The organism is Methylobacterium sp. 142-1Y (genome assembly GCF_057747795.1).
This window is the reverse complement of the sequence record NZ_CM173224.1, coordinates 3,476,118-3,491,439: the sequence shown is the minus strand read 5'-3', so window position 1 is coordinate 3,491,439 and position 15,322 is coordinate 3,476,118. Positions and strand designations below refer to the sequence as shown.

The window sequence follows — 15,322 nt, the reverse complement described above, 5'->3', positions numbered from 1 at the left end:
TCGGGGACGGAGGGGCGCGTCAGCCCGCGAGCGCCCGCAGGGCCGGGTACAGGCCGCGATAGTGCGCCAGCCGCTCCGCATAGGCCTCCGCCAGGCCGCGATCCGGCAGCACCGCCGCCCCGCGGGCCGGCGCCGTGCAGATCGCCTCGGGGGCCTCGCCCGTCACCGCCAGGCGCGCGAGGCGGGCTGCCCCGAAGGCGCCGCCGTGCTCGCCCTCGGCGAGGGGGCTGAGCGGCAGGTCCAGCACGCTCGCCAGGATGCGGATCCAGGCCTGCGACCGCGACCCTCCGCCGATGACGTCCGCGGCCTCGATCCGCGTGCCGGAGGCCCGCAGGGCGTCGAGGCCGTCGCGGAGCGAGAAGGCCACGCCCTCCATCACGGCCTGGGTCAGGGCCGGCCGCTCCAGGCCCGCCGACAGGCCCGCGAAGGCGCCGCGCACCGCGCCGTCGTTGTGCGGCGTCCGCTCGCCGGCGAGGTAGGGCAGGAACAGGGCCTCGCTCGGTCGCTCGACCGGGCCGATCTCCGCCACCAGGCCCGCCTCGTCCCGGCCGGCGATGCCGGCCCACCAGGCGAGCGAGGCGGCGGCCGAGAGGGTCACGCCCATCTGGTGCCACAAACCCGGCAGGGCGTGGCAGAAGGCGTGGACGGCGCCGTCCGGATAGGGCCGCGCCCCGTCGGTGACGGCGAACAGGACACCCGAGGTGCCGAGGGACACGAAGGCATCCCCGGGCCGGATCGCCCCGAGCCCGACCGCCCCGGCGGCATTGTCGCCGGCCCCGCCGGCAAGAAGCGGCGGGGTCGTCATGCCCCAGCGCCGAGCGAGGTCCGGGCGCAAGCGTCCGGCCGGTGCCGAGCCCTCGACGAGGCGCGGCATCGCGCCGGCATCGAGCCCGGTGGCGGTGAGCGCCTCCGGCGACCAGGCCCGGGCGGCGACGTCGAGCCAGAGCGTGCCGGAGGCGTCCGACATCTCCTCGACGGCCTCGCCCGTCAGCGCGAGGCGCAGCCAGGCCTTCGGCAGCAGGACGCGGGCGGTCTTCGCGAAGATCTCAGGTTCGTGCGTGCGGACCCAGAGCAGCTTCGGGGCGGTGAAGCCCGGCATGGCGATGTTGCCGGCGACCCGGCGCAGCTCCGGGAAGGCCGTTTCCAGGGCGGTGCATTCGGCGGTCGCCCGGGTGTCGTTCCACAGGATGCAGGGGCGCAGCACGCGGTCGCCCGCGTCGAGCAGCACGGCGCCGTGCTGCTGGCCCGACAGGCCGATGCCCCGGACCGCCGCGAGTTCGGCCGGATGGCGGCCTTTGAGGGCGTCGAGGACCTGCTCCAGGGCCGCCCACCACTGCGCCGGGTCCTGCTCGCTCCAGCCCGGATGCGGGCGGCTCACCGCGAGAGGCGCGGTGGCGCTGCCGATCACGGCTTGCGCCTCGTCGACCAGGACGGCCTTGAGGCCGGAGGTGCCGAGATCGAGACCGAGATACATCAGGACACCATCAGGCGAGGGCCGACAGCAGGTCGGCGCGGGTCGGCAGGTCGGCGCCGAGGCGGGTACAGGTGATGCCCGCCGCCGCCACCGCCTCGGACAGGATGTCCCGCAGGGTGCCGGCGTCGAGGGCGAGCAGCGCCTCGCGGGAGAGCCGGCCGTCGCGGTCGAGGCGGGCGAGCAGGGCGGCGTGGAAGGTGTCGCCGGCCCCCACCGTGTCGATCACCGTAACCGTGCGGCCCGGGACGGTGACGAGGCCGCCGGCATGGTAGGCCCGGGCTCCGTCGGGTCCGGCCGTCACGACCACGAGGGCGATGCCGGCCGCGAGCCAGCCCCTCGCGATTCCCGCCTCGTCGGCCCCGGCCCCGTAGGCGGCGCGCAGGTCCTCGTCCGAGAGCTTCACGATGTCGGCATGGGTCACGAGGTCGTCGAACCGGGCATGCCAGCGGGCGAGATCGGGGATCAGGCCGAGGCGCAGGTTCGGATCGAGGCTGATCACCCGCCGCCGCGCCTCCCGGGCGGCCAAGACCGCATAGGCCGTGCCGACGGGCTCGGCCACCAGCGAGAACGACCCCATGGCGATCGCCCGGACCGTCTCGGGCAAAGCCGCCGGCAGGTCGGCGGGCCTGAGATCGGCATGCGCGCAGGCTTCGGCGTGGAAGCTGTAGGCGGGGTGGCCGTCCGCGCCGGTCGACACGATGGCGAGCGGGGTCGGCCGGGGGCTCTCACGGGCGAAGGCGAGGTCGACGCCCTCGGCCGCCAGCCGGTCGGCCAGCATCCGCCCGAAGGCATCGGAGGACAGGCCGGCCAGGAAGCCGCTCTGCGCGCCGAGCCGGCGCAGGCCGATCGCCAGGTTGAACGGCGAGCCCCCCGCCACCGCGAGCGCCGGCAGGCCGCCGCGCTCGGGGGCCGGGCGCCCGGCCTCGACGAACAGGTCGATCAGGGCTTCGCCGCAGACCAGGATCATGGGGGTATCCTCACGCCGCCAGCGGGTGCCGCGACCGGTGCGGCAGGGCGCGGCCGTCGCCGTCGAACAGGTGGGTTGCCGCCGGGTCGACCGCCAGGCGGATCGGCTCGCCGGTGCGGACCGGCGCGCTGCCCTCGATCTGCGCCACCACGGTGGCGCCGTCCGCGACCGCCACATGCGCCAGCGTCAGGCCGCCGAGGCGCTCGACATGGGCAACCTCGCCGGCGAGCGCCCCGTCGGATCCGGGCTTCAGCGCCTCCGGGCGGATGCCGAGCGTCACGGCGCCGCCGGGCGCCGCGCGGGCGCCGTCGACCGGCACCGCCACCTCGCCGCCGCTGGCTAAGGCCACCCGCACCCCGGCCGGATCGGTGCCCGTCACGCGCACCGGCAGGAGGTTCATCCGCGGGCTGCCGATGAAGCCGGCGACGAAGAGGTTCGCCGGGTGATGGTAGAGTTCGAGCGGCGAGCCGACCTGCTCGATGCGCCCGGCATTGAGCACCACGATCTTGTCGGCCATCGTCATCGCCTCGACCTGGTCGTGGGTGACGTAGATCATCGTCGCGGCGAGGTCGCGGTGGAGCCGCGCCAGCTCGATTCGCATCTGGCCGCGGAGCGCCGCGTCGAGGTTCGAGAGCGGCTCGTCGAACAGGAAGATCTTGGGGTGCCGCACGATCGCCCGCCCGATCGCGACGCGCTGGCGCTGGCCGCCGGAGAGATCCTTCGGCTTGCGGTCGAGATAGGCGTCGAGCTGGAGGATGCGCGAGGCCTCCGCCACCTTGGCGGCGCGCTCGGCCTTCGACGCGCCGGCGAGCTTGAGGGCGAAGGCCATGTTGTCGCGCACGCTCATGTGCGGATAGAGCGCGTAGGACTGGAACACCATGGCGAGCCCGCGATCGGCCGGCCCGACCTCGTTGATGCGCTGGCCGTCGATGAACAGGTCGCCGTCGGTGATCTCCTCCAGGCCGGCGATCATCCGCAGCAGCGTCGACTTCCCGCAGCCCGACGGGCCGACGAAGACCGCGAATTCGCGGTCGGCGATGTCGAGGTCGACGCCCTTGATGATCTCGGTGGTGCCGTAGCTCTTGCGCAAGCCGCGCAGGCGAAGGGTTGCCATGGCGAGGGCTCCTACTTGACGGCGCCGAAGGTGAGGCCGCGCACCAGCTGGCGCTGCGACAGCCAGCCGAAGACCAGGATCGGCGCCACCGCCACCGTCGAGGCGGCGGACAGCTTGGCGAAGAACAGGCCTTGCGGGCTCGAGAACGAGGCGATGAAGGCGGTGAGCGGGGCCGCCGCCGAGGAGGTGAGGTTGAGGCTCCAGAACGCCTCGTTCCAGCACAGGATCAGCGAGAGCAGGCCCGTCGAGGCGACGCCCGGCAGGGTCAGCGGCAGGAGCAGGTGCCAGACTTCCGCCCCCGTGCGTGCCCCGTCCATCCGCCCGGCTTCCAGGATGTCGTGCGGCACCTCCTTGAAGAAGGTGAACAGCATCCAGACCACGATCGGCAGGTTCATCAGCGTGTAGACGAGGATGAGGCCGAGCCGCGTATCGAGGAGGCCGAGGGTGCGGAACACCAGGTAGATCGGCACCAGGACGCCCACGGAGGGCAGCATCTTGGTCGAGAGCATCCACAGCAGCGTCGAGCGGGTGCGCTTCGTCGGGTGGAAGGCCATGACGTAGGCCGCCGGAATCGCCAGCGCGAGCGCCAGCACCGTGCCGCCGACCGAGATCAGCACCGAGTTGAGGGCGAAGGACAGGTAATCGGCCCGGGCCAGCACCTCGCCGTAGCTCTGGAGCGTCGGCGTGAAGGTGAGAGAGGGGGTCACCGCCTCCGGCTCGCTCTTGAGACTCGTGAGCAGCATCCACAACAGCGGAAAGAACAGCACGAAGGCCGCGCCCCAGCCCAGCACCGCGATGCCGATGCGTTTGGGAAGGCTCTGCTTCACCATCCTACACCTCCAGCCGGCGCGCGATGGTGCGCACGAGGAAGAACGCCACGATGTTGGCAAGGATAATCGCCACCACGCCGCCGGCCGAGGCGCCCCCGACATCGTATTGCAGCAGGGCGCGGGCGTAGATCAGGAAGGCGAGGTTGGTGGTGGCGTTGCCCGGCCCGCCCGCGGTCGTCACGTAGATCTCGGCGAAGACGGTGAGCAGGAAGATCGTCTCGATCATCACCACCACGCTGATCGCCCGGGAGAGGTGCGGCAGCACGATGTAGACAAACTGCGCCATCGCGCCGGCCCCGTCCATGCGGGCGGCCTCCAGCTGCTCGCGGTCGAGCGACTGGACCGCGGTGAGCAGGATCAGGAGCGCGAAGGGCAGCCACTCCCACGACACGATCAGGATGACCGAGACGAGCGGGTAATCGGCGAACCAGTCGACGGCGGGGAGGCCAAGGGCGCGAGCCACGGCGCCGAAGACGCCGTAGATCGGATGCATCATCAGGTTCTTCCAAATCAGCGCCGCGACTGTCGGCATGACGAAGAACGGCGCGATCGCGAAGAGGCGCGCGAGATTGCGGCCCGGGAACGGCTGGTCGAACAGCACCGCCAGCAGCGTACCGCCGACCACGGTGATCACCAGCACCGAGCCGACGAGGAGGAGCGTGTTAGTGAGCGAGGCCCAGAAATCCGGATCGGTGACCAGGAACTCGTAATTGTCGATTCCGGCAAAGCCCGTCACCGTCGGGTCGAGCAGGTTGTAGCGCTGGAGCGAGAACCACACGGTCATCACCAGCGGCACGATCATCCAGATCAGCAGCACGGTGACCGAGGGGCCGATGAACGGCAGGCCGTTGAAGCGGCGGCCCTTGGCGGGGGCAGACGCCGAGGTGGTGAGGGTGGCCATGGCCGTCGTCGCCTCGCGCGGATTTTTGAGGTCGGGGTAGTCCCGCATAAGAAAAGGCGCGGGATCCCCTCTCCCGTTTGGGAGAGGGGTAGGGGCGATTGAAGATCGCACGAGGGTGGCGCGCTTCCGCTTAAAGCTCGAACCGTCGTGCTGGCAGCTCGACGCTCAGTGCTTGATTCTGAAGCGCGCCACCCTCACCCCTAACCTCTCTCCCACACGGGAGAGGGGGACGCGCCATTCCTGTCCAAGCACAGGGTCAGGGGGGCGCTCGGTCCTACTTCGGATACCCGGCCTGCCGCATCGTCCGCTCGGTGGCCGATTGCGCGGCCTTGAGCGCCGCATCGATCGTCTGCTGGCCGGTCAGCGTCGCCGCGACCGTCTGGCCGACCTGGGTGCCGATGCCCTGGAACTCGGGGATCGCCACGAACTGCGCCCCCGTATAGGGCCGCGGGTTCCTGGTCTGGCCGTTCGGGTTGGCGCTGTCGATCGCCTTCAGGACGAAGCCCGCGAAGGGCGCGGCCTTCTGGTAGTCGGGGCTCTTGTAGGTCGATTCGCGGGTGCCCGGCGGCACCGCGACCCAGCCGTTTTCCTTCGCCACGCTCTCGACATAGGCTTTGCTGGTCGCCCAGGCGACGAAGGTCTTGGCGGCGTCCTTCTGCTTGGAGGAGGCCGGGATGCCGAGGTTCCAGCTCCACAGCCAGGTCGGCCCGCCCTTGAAGCTGCCGGTCGGCATCGGCGCGAAGGCGACCTTGTCGGCGACCTGCGACTGCTTCGGGTCGTAGAGCAGGCCGGCCGCGACGGTCGAGTCGATCCACATCGCGCAGCGACCGCTGGCGAACAGCGCCAGGTTCTCGTTGAAGCCGTTCGAGGTCGCACCGGGCGGGCCGTAATTCTTCAGCACGTCGGTATAATACGTCAGTGCGTTCTTCCATTCCGGCGTGTCGATCGTGGTCTTCCAGCCCTCGCCGAACCACTGGCCGCCGAAGGTGTTCACCAGCGAGGTGACGTAGGCCATGTTCTCGCCCCAGCCCGGCTTGCCGCGCAGGCAGAGGCCGTAGGTCTGGCTGGCCTTGTCGGTGAGCTTGGCGGCGAAGCCCTTGATCTCGTCGTAGGTCGGCGCCTCCGGCATGGTCAGGCCGGCCTTGTCGAACAGGTCCTTGCGGTAATAGGTCATCGCGCTCTCGCCGTAGAACGGCAGCGCGTAGAGCTTGCCGTCCCGGCTCACGCCCTCGCGGACGGTCTTGAGGAGATCGTCGGCGTCGTAATCGGCCGGCAGGCCGTCCATCGGCTCGAGCCAGTTTTGCTTGGCCCAGATCGGCACCTCGTAATTGCCGATGGTCAGCACGTCGAACTGGCCGGCCTTGGTGGCGATGTCGGTGGTGACGCGCTGGCGCAGCACGTTCTCCTCCAGCACCACCCAGCGCAGCTTGATGTCGGGATGCGCCTTCTCGAAGGCCGAGGACAGCTTCTGCATCACCACCATGTCGCCGTTGTTGACCGTGGCGATGGTGAGCGTCGACTCGGCGAGCGCGGGTGTGCCGGCGAGGAGGGAAGCGGCGAGCAGCAGGGTTCGCGTCCGTGTCACGTCATGTCCTCCCGTCGCGCCACTCTTCCCGCAGGGGTGGCGGCCTTGCGCGCAATTGGTGAGGGTCCGGCGGGACGGCGTCAAGCGGGGAGGGGGCTCGGACGTGCCGCTGCGGCATCGCCTTCCACGGGTTCTCGGTGGATGATCTCTCGTCGCGGAGTTGTGGAACGACGGGATGCCGAGAGATCGTCGCCCCTTGAGATGGTTGTTCGAAGGAGAAGTGCGGGAATCGAGGACGGCGACCCCGCCCTCGTCACCGCCGCGATCGGTGGCATCGCCCGGGCGTGGAGTCGGTCGAGGGCCGTCCAGGAGACCGACCCCTCGGCCTGGAACCCACCGTCGCGCCGGTGACCGGGGCGGCCCGAGAGACCGCCCCGCCGCGCATCACCGCGCCCGCCGTGCCGCCTCGTCCAGGGTCGCCTGGATGCCCTGGCGATAGAGCATCCCGAGCCACTCCGCGACCGGCGCGACGAGGCGCGGGTCGTCGCCGAGTTCGCCGAAGAGCTGGCGGATGCCGAGGAGCGGGCGTGGATCGGGGCCGCCCTCGATCGCCTTCTCGCGCAGGAGCGCCGCCATCGGGTGGCGGACCTCGATCGCGCCGCCGGTTTCGTCCTCGCCGCGCACCCGGCGCAGCCATGCGGCGAGCGCGAGCGCCAGGAACTCGATGCTCCCGCCCTGCGCCAGCCGGCCGCGGATCGGGTCGACCAGGACGTTGAGCGGCGCGTCGGTGTTGACCCGCTCCACCGTGTCGCGGATCGCCGGGTTGGCGAAGCGTGCGACGAGGGTGCGCTTGTACGCGGCGAGATCGATGCCCGGGACCGGCGGCACGGTCGGGCCGGTCTCGCGGTCCATCAGCGCGGTCATCACGGCGCTGATGCGGGAATCGGCCATCGCTTCGTCGATGGTGACGGTGCCGGCGAGCCGGCCCAACCCTGAGACCGCGAGGTGGCTGCCGTTGAGGAGCCTGAGCTTCATGAACTCGTAGGGCGCCACGTCCTCGACGAACTGCGCGCCGACCTTTTCCCAGGCCGGACGCCCGGCGGGGAAGCGGTCCTCGATCACCCACTGGGTGAAGGTCTCGCTGAAGACCGGCCAGCCGTCGGCGAGGCCGTGGCGCTCGGTCAGGCCTGCGACATCCGCCGGCGCGGTCACCGGGGTGATGCGGTCGACCATGGTCGAGGGGAAGACGACCTCGGCGGCGATCCACGCGGCGAGAGCGGGGTCGCGCAGCCGGGCCAGCGCCACCACCGCGTCGCGCAGGACGTCGCCGTTATGCTGGATGTTGTCGCAGGTGAGCGGGGTGAACGGCGCCAGGCCGGCGTCACGGCGCCGCCGCAAGGCCTCGACGATGACGCCGATCGCGCTCTTCGGCTGCGCCGGCTCGGCGAGGTCGGCCCGGATCAGCGGGTGGTCGGGGTTCAGCCGCTTCGTCGCCGGGTCGAGGCAGTAACCGTTCTCGGTCACCGTGAGGCTGACGATGCGGATCGCCGGGTCGTCGATCGCGTCGAGCACCGCCACCGTGGTCTCGCCCGCGAAGGCGACACCGGCGAGCGACCCGATGACCGTCACGGTCTCGTCCGCGCCCTCGCGCTCGACGAGGGTGTAGAGCGCGTCCTGCGGCGCCAGGGCGTCGATCATACGCCGGTCGCCCGGCATCAGCCCGACCCCGAGGATGCCGAAGGCGAGGGCGTCCGGGTCGCGCTCCATCAGGTCGTGGGTGTAGCGGGCCATGTGCGCCCGGTGGAACCCGCCGAGCCCGAGATGGACGATGCCGGCCCGCACCTGCGCCACGTCGTAGGCGGGGACCCGCACGCGCGGGCCGAGGGAGGCCAGCGTGGCGCGGCGGAGGGGCACGGGGGCGCGGTCGGTGCTCATGGGGCGTGGCTCGGGCTGGCGGCGGGCGTGGAGTGCCCGGCTTTGGCCCTGATTAATCCGCCGTTGCCGCAGCGTCGATGGTGCGCCTGGTCGTTCGGGCGCCCGAGCCGCAACCCGACGTTCCGCCGACCCCCACCCCGGGGCGCCCGGAGCGAGGCCGCTCAGAGGCCGGTCGAGTACCGGCCCGCGCCCCCGGCCAGCCGGGCGTCGAACACGGCGCTCGCCGAGCGCACCAGGCTGCGCATCTCTTCCGGCACCGCGATGCGGTTGCCGGCCCGCCGCACGACGCCCAGGCGGACGAGCTCGGCGAGGGTGTCCAGCTCGGTCGCGAACGCGGTCTCGGGCACGACGCCGTGCCAGGCGCAGATCGCATCGAGATCGACGGCGAGGTCGCACATCAGCCGCTCGATGACATCCCGGCGCAGGCGGTCCTCCGGCGTCGGCACGAGGCCCCGGGCGGTGGCGAGGCGGCCCTGCCGTACGGCATCCCCGTAGGCGGCGATGTCGGCGATGTTCTGCGCCAATCCGCCGGGCAGGCTGGAGATCGACGAGGCGCCGAAGCCGACGAGCGTGTCGGCCGCGTCCGCCGTATAGCCCTGGAAGTTGCGGCGTAAAGCGCCGCCCGCCATCGCGAGAGCGAGGGGGTCGTCGGCGCGGGCGAAGTGATCGAGGCCGATGCGGACGTAGCCGGCACGCACGAGCCGCGCGGCCGCCGCCTCGAACTGCGCGTGGCGCTCGCGCGGGCCCGGCAGCGCCGCCTCGGGCAGCGCCCGCTGGTGCGGCTTCATCCACGGCACGTGCCCGTAGCCGAACAAGGCGACCCGGTCCGGCTCCAGCGCCACGGCGTGGTTCACCGTGGCGAGGACGTTCTCGACGCTCTGGTGCGGCAGCCCGATCATCAGGTCGACATTCACCGCCTCGATGCCGGAGAAGCGCAGCCAGGCCACCGCGCGGGCGGTCTCCTCCACCGACTGGAGCCGGCGGATCGCCCGCTGCACCTCGGGGTCGAGGCTCTGCACCCCCAGGCTCGCCCGGGTGACGCCGATCGCCGCCAGGGTCTCGACATCGGCCGGCGTCAGCGTGCGGGGATCGATCTCGACCGCGATCTCGGCGTCGGGGGCGACCGTGAAGGCGCCGCGCAGGCGCGCCATCAGCCGGCGCATGTCCGAGCCGCGCAGCATCGTGGGGGTGCCGCCGCCCCAATGCAGGTGGCGCAGGACCGGCCGGCCGGCGAAACGGCGCGCGACGAGGTCGATCTCGCGCTCCAGGTCGGCGACGTAGGCCTCGACCGGGGCGTAGCGGCGCGCAACCCGGGTGTGGCAGCCGCAATAGAGGCACAGCTCGGCGCAGAACGGCACGTGGATATAGGCGGAGACAGCCTCGCCCGCCCCGATGCCCGCCAGCCAGTCGCCGACCTGCTCGGGCCCGACCTCGGCGGTGAAGTGCGGCGCGGTGGGATAGCTGGTGTAGCGCGGGACGCGCGCGCCGCCGAGGCGGTCGATCAGGTCGGGGGAGATCATGCGGGGGATCGGGTCCGGGGAGCCTTCGTCCCGGAGACTGACCCGCGCTGTGGCGCTTCGCCTTGCGGTGGATCAATCGGGACATGGTGCCTCGCCTCCCCGGCGGGGCGTGCCCCCGCCGTCCGGCCGCCGCGATGCGTCCGGGGCAACCCGCTCCCCCGGCCCACCGCCTTGCTTTTGCATCATTTTGCCTGCCCATGCTGGCCACGACGCGAGGGGCCGCGCCGGGCTTCCGCACGATGATGCATGAGGTCCGATCTTGACCGCCTCTTCGCCAGCTTCTTCGCCAGCTTCCCTGGACCGCCTCGGCTACGCCCGCAGCCTGCTCGAGCGTCACTCCGCCGAGCGCAGCGGCCCGACCCCGACGCTGGCGGACGCGCCCGATGCGAGCCTGCTGCTGTTCTGCGGCGACGTGCCGGTGCTGCGGGTGAGCGAGGGCGGCGCCACCTGCCTCCTCGACCCCGCCGATGCGGCCCGGGCCGGGGCGCCGGCGCCGGAACTGTTCCTCGGCCGGGTCGGCGGGCGCCCGGCCTTCGCGGGCGCGCTGCCGGCGGATGCGGCGGCACTGTTTGCCGACGATCCGGCCTTCCGGGTGCTCGATGCCCGCTCGGTCGCCGTCGAGGGCGCGGTGCCGGCGCCCGAGATGGGGGTGCTCGCCACGGCGAAATCGCTGCTCGGCTGGCACGCCCGGCACGGCTTCTGCGCCAATTGCGGCAATGCCACCACGCTCTCCTGCGGCGGCTTCCGCCGCGACTGCGCGAGTTGCGGCACCGAGCATTTCCCGCGCACCGATCCCGTGGTGATCATGCTGGTGACGCATGGCGAAAGCTGCCTGCTCGGCCGCCAGGCCCGGTTCGCGCCCGGCGTCTATTCCTGCCTCGCCGGCTTCCTCGAGCCCGGCGAGACCATCGAGGATGCGGTGCGGCGCGAGACCTTCGAGGAGGCCGGTGTGCGGGTCGGCGCCGTGCGCTACCACCTCTCGCAGCCCTGGCCGTTCCCGTCCTCGCTGATGATCGGCTGCGAGGGCGAGGCGCAAGGCGACGCCCTGGTGCTCGACCGGACCGAGCTGGAGGATGCCCGCTGGTTCACCCGCGACGAGGTGCGGCTGATGCTGGATCGCCGCCACCCCGACGGCCTGATGACCCCGCCGCCGATGGCGATCGCCCATTCGCTGGTGCGCACCTTCGCGGAGCGCTGAGAGATGGCACGCTTCGAGGGCATCATCCCCTACCTCGTCACCCCGCTCGATGCGGAGGGGCGGGTCGAGGCCGGGGTGATGGCGTCGCTCTGCGACGACCTGATCGCCGCGGGCGTCCACGGCCTGACCCCGCTAGGCTCGACCGGCGAGTTCGCCTATCTCGACGAGGGGCAGAAGCGCGAGACCGTGGCGGCGGTGGTCGCGGCCGCCGGAGGCCGGGTGCCGGTCCTGCCCGGCGTCGCCTCGACGGCGATCCGCGGCGCGGTCGCGCAGGCGAAGGCCTGCCGGGCGGCGGGGGCGGACGGGATCGTGCTGATCCTCGACGCGTATTTCCCGCTCACCGAGGCGGAGGTCGAGCGCTACTTCCTCACCGTGGCCGATGCCACCGACCTGCCGATCATCCTCTACACCAATCCGAACTTCCAGCGCGCCGACCTCTCGGTCGCCTCGATCGCCCGGCTCGCGAAGCACCCGAACATCGTCGGCATCAAGGACGCCTCGACCAATACCGGGCGCCTGCTCTCGATCTTGAACCGTGTCGGCGACGACCTCGACGTCTTCGCCGCCTCCTCGCACATCGCCGCCAGCGTGATGATGCTCGGCGGCAAGGGCTGGTTCGCCGGTCCCGCCTGCGTCATCCCGCGGGAATGCCTGGCGCTCTACCGGCTGTGCCGGGAGGAGCGGTGGACGGAGGCGGTGGCGCTGCAGAAGCGGGTCTGGGCCTTCAACGAGGTGTTTGCCCGCTACAACCTCGCGGCCTGCGTCAAGGCGGCGCTCCAGATGCAGGGCTACGCCGTCGGCGATCCGGTGCCGCCCCAGAGCCCGGCCTCGCCGGAGGCGCGCACGGCCATCGCGACGGCGCTCGCCGCGGTGAGGGCCGCACCGTCGCATCCCTGACATCGCCGGCCGTGCAGGACGGCCGCCTCTCCCTTTCGAAGGACCGATCATGACCATCGATGCCGCCCGCGCGCGCTACGACGCCGCCCTCGCCATCGCCCGCGCCGCCGGCGAGACCGCGCTTGGGTTCTTCAACGCCCGCGACGAGCTGGTGATCGAGCAGAAGAGCGGCGCCCAGGACCTCGTCTCGCAGGCCGACCGCGAGGTCGAGCTCCTGATCCGCGCCCGCATCGCCGAGGCCTTCCCCGAGGACGGCGTGATCGGCGAGGAGCACGCCCCGGTCCCGAGCCGGTCGGGCTTTACCTGGGTGGTCGATCCGATCGACGGGACCAGCCCGTTCCTCAACGGCCAGCCGAACTGGTGCGTGTCGATCGGCGTGCGCGGCCCCGAGGGGCTGGTGGCCGGCGTGATCGAGGCGCCGGTCCTGCGCGAGACCTATGCGGGTCTCGCGGGGCAGGGCGCGACCGTGAACGGCCGGTCCCTGCGGGTCGACCCCGCCGCGGTGCTGACCTCCGCCAATATCGGCTTCGGCGCCACCCAGAAGACCCCCGCCGCGGAGACCGCCGCCTTCGTGCGCGGCCTCTACGACGAGGGCGGGGTCCTGTTCCGCAACGGCTCGGGTGCCCTGATGCTGGCCTACGTCGCCGCCGGGCGGCTCGCAGGCTACTACGATCCCGGCCTCAACGCCTGGGACTGCTATGCCGGGCTGCTGCTCGTGCGCGAGGCCGGCGGCGTCGCCGACTATCTCGGCTCCGACGACATGCTCACCGGCGGTCTGCTCTATTCCGGCACGCCGGCCGTGGTGGCCGACCTGCGCCGGCTGGGAGACGCATCGCGGCGGGGGTGAGGCCCGCCCCTCACGCCAGCGACCCGAGCGCGGCGGCAAGCGTCACCGCCGCCGCGAGCGGCGCCATCCAGAGCAGCGCCCGCGGCCGGTACGACTGGACGACGATCAGGAGAAGACCCGCCCCGATCAGCGATCCGAGCCAATCGACCGGGCCGAAATTCCAGCCGTCGAGCCGGATCGCGGCGGCGAGGGACAGGCCGAGCAGCGCCCAGCCGGCGGCGCGCAATGCCAGCACGCGCCTGCGGTCCGGCGTGCCCGCCCACAAGGCCTGATGGTGCCGGGCCATGCTCAGGCACAGGGCGGCAAGCCCGAGGAAGCCGAGGCCCGAGCCGATCAGCAGCGTCATGCCCGCCCCATCTGCGGCGCGGCCGCGGGCTCGTCCGCGATCCGGCGCGCCCGCCGCGGTGCGGCGAAACGGGCGACCTTGTGCGAGATGAGCGCGAAGCCGGCGGAAAGCGCCAGCAAGGCGGCGTCGAAGCCGAGGAACCAGGCCGGATCGTCCCAGAGCATCCGGGCGGTCGCGACGTCGGCGAGAACCGCCGCGACGAACAGGGCCGCCACGAGGGCGAGTGCCCCGCGCCAGGCCCGCCGCGGTGCCGGCCACGCTCCTGCGAGCGCCACGGCGATCCAGGCGCCGAAGAACACCCGGACCTCCCACTCCGCTCTGGCGCCGAGGTCGAGGGGCAGGAGCCGGTTGGCGAGGAGATAGGCGGCGATTGCGGCCGGCAGGCCCGCGATGGTGCCGAGGTTCAGCGCATGGACGAGGCGCCAGCCGAATCCCGCCGCGGCTCCGACCTTCGGCAGCCGCGCCACGGTCCACAGCACCAGCCCGCTCCCCACCATGGCGCAGCCCATAAGCCCGCACAGGAAGAACAGCATCCGCAAGGCCGCTCCGGCGAAATGCGCCTCGTGCAGGCCGACCATCGTGGTGAAGGTCTTGGCTGCCGGACGCAGCCCCCCGGACAGGACCTCGACCACCTCTCCGTTCGTACCCGCGAAGGCGACCTGCGGGTGCTCGTGCGAGAGGCCGTGCGGCTCCTCGAACACCGCCACCACCGTGGAGTTCGCGTCGCGCGGGTTGACGATGGTCAGCCGCTCCAGCGTCTCGGGGATGGTCGCGCGGGCCTTCACCACCATCGGCCCGACCGGGGCGAGGGTGCCGGGTTGTCCGGAGGCCGGGCGGTTCGTCGTGATCTGACCGGTCTCGGCGAAGTAGGCCTGCTGGTCGCCCTTGTAGGCCGCCGTGATGCCCCAGGGCATGTACATCAGCGCCAGGGTGACCACGCCCGTATAGGTGATCATCAGATGGAACGGCAGCGCCAGCACCCCGCTGACGTTGTGGGCATCGAGCCAGCCGCGCTGCGCCGCCTTGTCCCGGCGCAGGGTGAAGAAGTCGGAAAAGATGCGCCGGTGGGTGACGATGCCGCTCACCAGCGCCACCAGCATCACCATCGCGCAGATCCCGACAATCCAGCGGCCCCAGAGCGGGGGTAGGTGCAGCTCGAAGTGGAAGCGGTAGAAGAAATCGCCGCCGCGGGTCGCCCGAAGCGCGGCGGGCGCACCGGTCTTCGGATCGAGGAGGACGTGGCCCGGGGGCGTGCCGGGCGCGTTGCGCCAGAACAGCTCGACGAGGGGCCGCTCGGGCGTCGGCAGGCCGACGAACCACGTCCGCGCGTGCCCCGCATGGGCCTCCAGATGCGCGACCGCGAGGTCGGCCGAGGCCGCCAGGGTTTCGGGCGCGATCGTGGCGTGCCGCGCCAGTTCCGGCTGCATCCAGCGCGAGATCTCGGCCCGGTAATAGGTCGCGGTGCCGGTGACGAAGACGGAAAACAGCACCCAGCCGACGACGAGGCCGGACCAGGTGTGCAGCCACGCCATGGACTGGCGGAAACCCTGCTTCATGGCGCGAGTCTCAAGCGGTTTTCGAGTGGAGTAAAAATATCCCGGTGTCTCTGTTCGATCCCAACTACGACCTCATCCTGAGGTGCGACTGGAAGGAGCCTCGAAGGAGGGCTCCAGGGATCACAGCGATATCTGAAGCCCTCCTTCGAGGTCAGTCCATCTCCGTTGGACTGACACCTCAGGATGAGGTCGCGGGTGGGAGAGAGAAGGAC

The 15,322-nt window shown here is 71.8% G+C and carries 13 protein-coding genes; 3 read left to right on the top strand and 10 right to left on the bottom strand.

Annotation, left to right across the window (positions count from 1 at the left end):
- Positions 1-19 precede the first annotated feature (19 nt).
- The 8 genes from xylB to hemN form a co-directional block, all read right to left on the bottom strand.
- On the bottom strand, positions 20-1,474 hold the full coding sequence (gene xylB, locus AC3AOF_RS15865; protein ID WP_236989935.1) for a xylulokinase: 1,455 nt from the start codon (positions 1,472-1,474) through the stop codon (positions 20-22).
- A 10-nt stretch (positions 1,475-1,484) separates the two neighbouring features.
- Positions 1,485-2,441, bottom strand: coding sequence for a carbohydrate kinase family protein (locus AC3AOF_RS15860; protein ID WP_488345860.1), 957 nt, complete (start codon positions 2,439-2,441; stop codon positions 1,485-1,487).
- Positions 2,442-2,451: 10 nt separating this feature from the next.
- Positions 2,452-3,555: an ABC transporter ATP-binding protein gene (locus AC3AOF_RS15855; RefSeq protein ID WP_488345859.1), complete on the bottom strand. Its 1,104-nt coding sequence runs from the start codon at positions 3,553-3,555 to the stop codon at positions 2,452-2,454.
- Positions 3,556-3,566: 11 nt separating this feature from the next.
- Positions 3,567-4,385 carry a carbohydrate ABC transporter permease gene (locus AC3AOF_RS15850; protein WP_488345858.1) on the bottom strand — a complete coding sequence of 273 codons (819 nt, stop codon included), beginning with the start codon at positions 4,383-4,385 and terminating at the stop codon, positions 3,567-3,569.
- Between the two features lies 1 nt (position 4,386).
- A complete protein-coding gene (locus AC3AOF_RS15845) occupies positions 4,387-5,286 on the bottom strand; it encodes a carbohydrate ABC transporter permease (protein WP_488345857.1) in 900 nt (299 codons plus the stop codon).
- Positions 5,287-5,560: 274 nt separating this feature from the next.
- The gene (locus AC3AOF_RS15840) at positions 5,561-6,871 is read right to left on the bottom strand and encodes an ABC transporter substrate-binding protein (protein ID WP_442919263.1); all 1,311 of its coding nucleotides are present in this window, start codon (positions 6,869-6,871) and stop codon (positions 5,561-5,563) included.
- 384 nt (positions 6,872-7,255) lie between these two features.
- A complete protein-coding gene (locus AC3AOF_RS15835) occupies positions 7,256-8,746 on the bottom strand; it encodes a mannitol dehydrogenase family protein (protein ID WP_488345856.1) in 1,491 nt (496 codons plus the stop codon).
- Between the two features lie 161 nt (positions 8,747-8,907).
- Positions 8,908-10,266 carry an oxygen-independent coproporphyrinogen III oxidase gene (gene hemN, locus AC3AOF_RS15830; protein WP_488345855.1) on the bottom strand — a complete coding sequence of 453 codons (1,359 nt, stop codon included), beginning with the start codon at positions 10,264-10,266 and terminating at the stop codon, positions 8,908-8,910.
- A 259-nt stretch (positions 10,267-10,525) separates the two neighbouring features.
- Here hemN and nudC point away from each other — a divergent pair, with 259 nt between their 5' ends.
- Genes nudC through AC3AOF_RS15815 form a run of 3 tightly spaced genes read left to right on the top strand, consistent with a single transcriptional unit; the run spans position 10,526 to position 13,208 of the window.
- On the top strand, positions 10,526-11,464 hold the full coding sequence (gene nudC, locus AC3AOF_RS15825; RefSeq protein WP_236989942.1) for an NAD(+) diphosphatase: 939 nt from the start codon (positions 10,526-10,528) through the stop codon (positions 11,462-11,464).
- Positions 11,465-11,467: 3 nt separating this feature from the next.
- Positions 11,468-12,361 (top strand): dihydrodipicolinate synthase family protein, encoded by an 894-nt coding sequence (locus tag AC3AOF_RS15820; protein WP_236989943.1) that lies wholly within the window; start codon positions 11,468-11,470, stop codon positions 12,359-12,361.
- Between the two features lie 49 nt (positions 12,362-12,410).
- Complete coding sequence (locus AC3AOF_RS15815; RefSeq protein WP_488345854.1) at positions 12,411-13,208, top strand: inositol monophosphatase family protein; 798 nt, start codon at positions 12,411-12,413, stop codon at positions 13,206-13,208.
- Between the two features lie 10 nt (positions 13,209-13,218).
- Here the strand turns inward: AC3AOF_RS15815 and AC3AOF_RS15810 are convergent, their stop codons facing one another.
- Positions 13,219-13,554: a DUF3325 domain-containing protein gene (locus tag AC3AOF_RS15810; protein ID WP_236989945.1), complete on the bottom strand. Its 336-nt coding sequence runs from the start codon at positions 13,552-13,554 to the stop codon at positions 13,219-13,221.
- Positions 13,551-15,110, bottom strand: coding sequence for a PepSY-associated TM helix domain-containing protein (locus AC3AOF_RS15805; protein ID WP_488345853.1), 1,560 nt, complete (start codon positions 15,108-15,110; stop codon positions 13,551-13,553). The genes AC3AOF_RS15810 and AC3AOF_RS15805 overlap by 4 nt, the downstream gene beginning before the upstream one ends.
- Positions 15,111-15,322: the final 212 nt, after the last annotated feature.

What these genes read in the sequence shown, in the direction of transcription:
- xylB (WP_236989935.1), bottom strand. Translation starts at nt 1,474, where the DNA reads ATGTATCTCGGTCTCGATCTCGGCACCTCCGGCCTCAAGGCCGTCCTG.
- AC3AOF_RS15860 (WP_488345860.1), bottom strand. Translation starts at nt 2,441, where the DNA reads ATGATCCTGGTCTGCGGCGAAGCCCTGATCGACCTGTTCGTCGAGGCC.
- AC3AOF_RS15855 (WP_488345859.1), bottom strand. Translation starts at nt 3,555, where the DNA reads ATGGCAACCCTTCGCCTGCGCGGCTTGCGCAAGAGCTACGGCACCACC.
- AC3AOF_RS15850 (WP_488345858.1), bottom strand. Translation starts at nt 4,385, where the DNA reads ATGGTGAAGCAGAGCCTTCCCAAACGCATCGGCATCGCGGTGCTGGGC.
- AC3AOF_RS15845 (WP_488345857.1), bottom strand. Translation starts at nt 5,286, where the DNA reads ATGGCCACCCTCACCACCTCGGCGTCTGCCCCCGCCAAGGGCCGCCGC.
- AC3AOF_RS15835 (WP_488345856.1), bottom strand. Translation starts at nt 8,746, where the DNA reads ATGAGCACCGACCGCGCCCCCGTGCCCCTCCGCCGCGCCACGCTGGCC.
- hemN (WP_488345855.1), bottom strand. Translation starts at nt 10,266, where the DNA reads ATGATCTCCCCCGACCTGATCGACCGCCTCGGCGGCGCGCGCGTCCCG.
- AC3AOF_RS15820 (WP_236989943.1), top strand. Translation starts at nt 11,468, where the DNA reads ATGGCACGCTTCGAGGGCATCATCCCCTACCTCGTCACCCCGCTCGAT.
- AC3AOF_RS15815 (WP_488345854.1), top strand. Translation starts at nt 12,411, where the DNA reads ATGACCATCGATGCCGCCCGCGCGCGCTACGACGCCGCCCTCGCCATC.
- AC3AOF_RS15810 (WP_236989945.1), bottom strand. Translation starts at nt 13,554, where the DNA reads ATGACGCTGCTGATCGGCTCGGGCCTCGGCTTCCTCGGGCTTGCCGCC.
- AC3AOF_RS15805 (WP_488345853.1), bottom strand. Translation starts at nt 15,110, where the DNA reads ATGAAGCAGGGTTTCCGCCAGTCCATGGCGTGGCTGCACACCTGGTCC.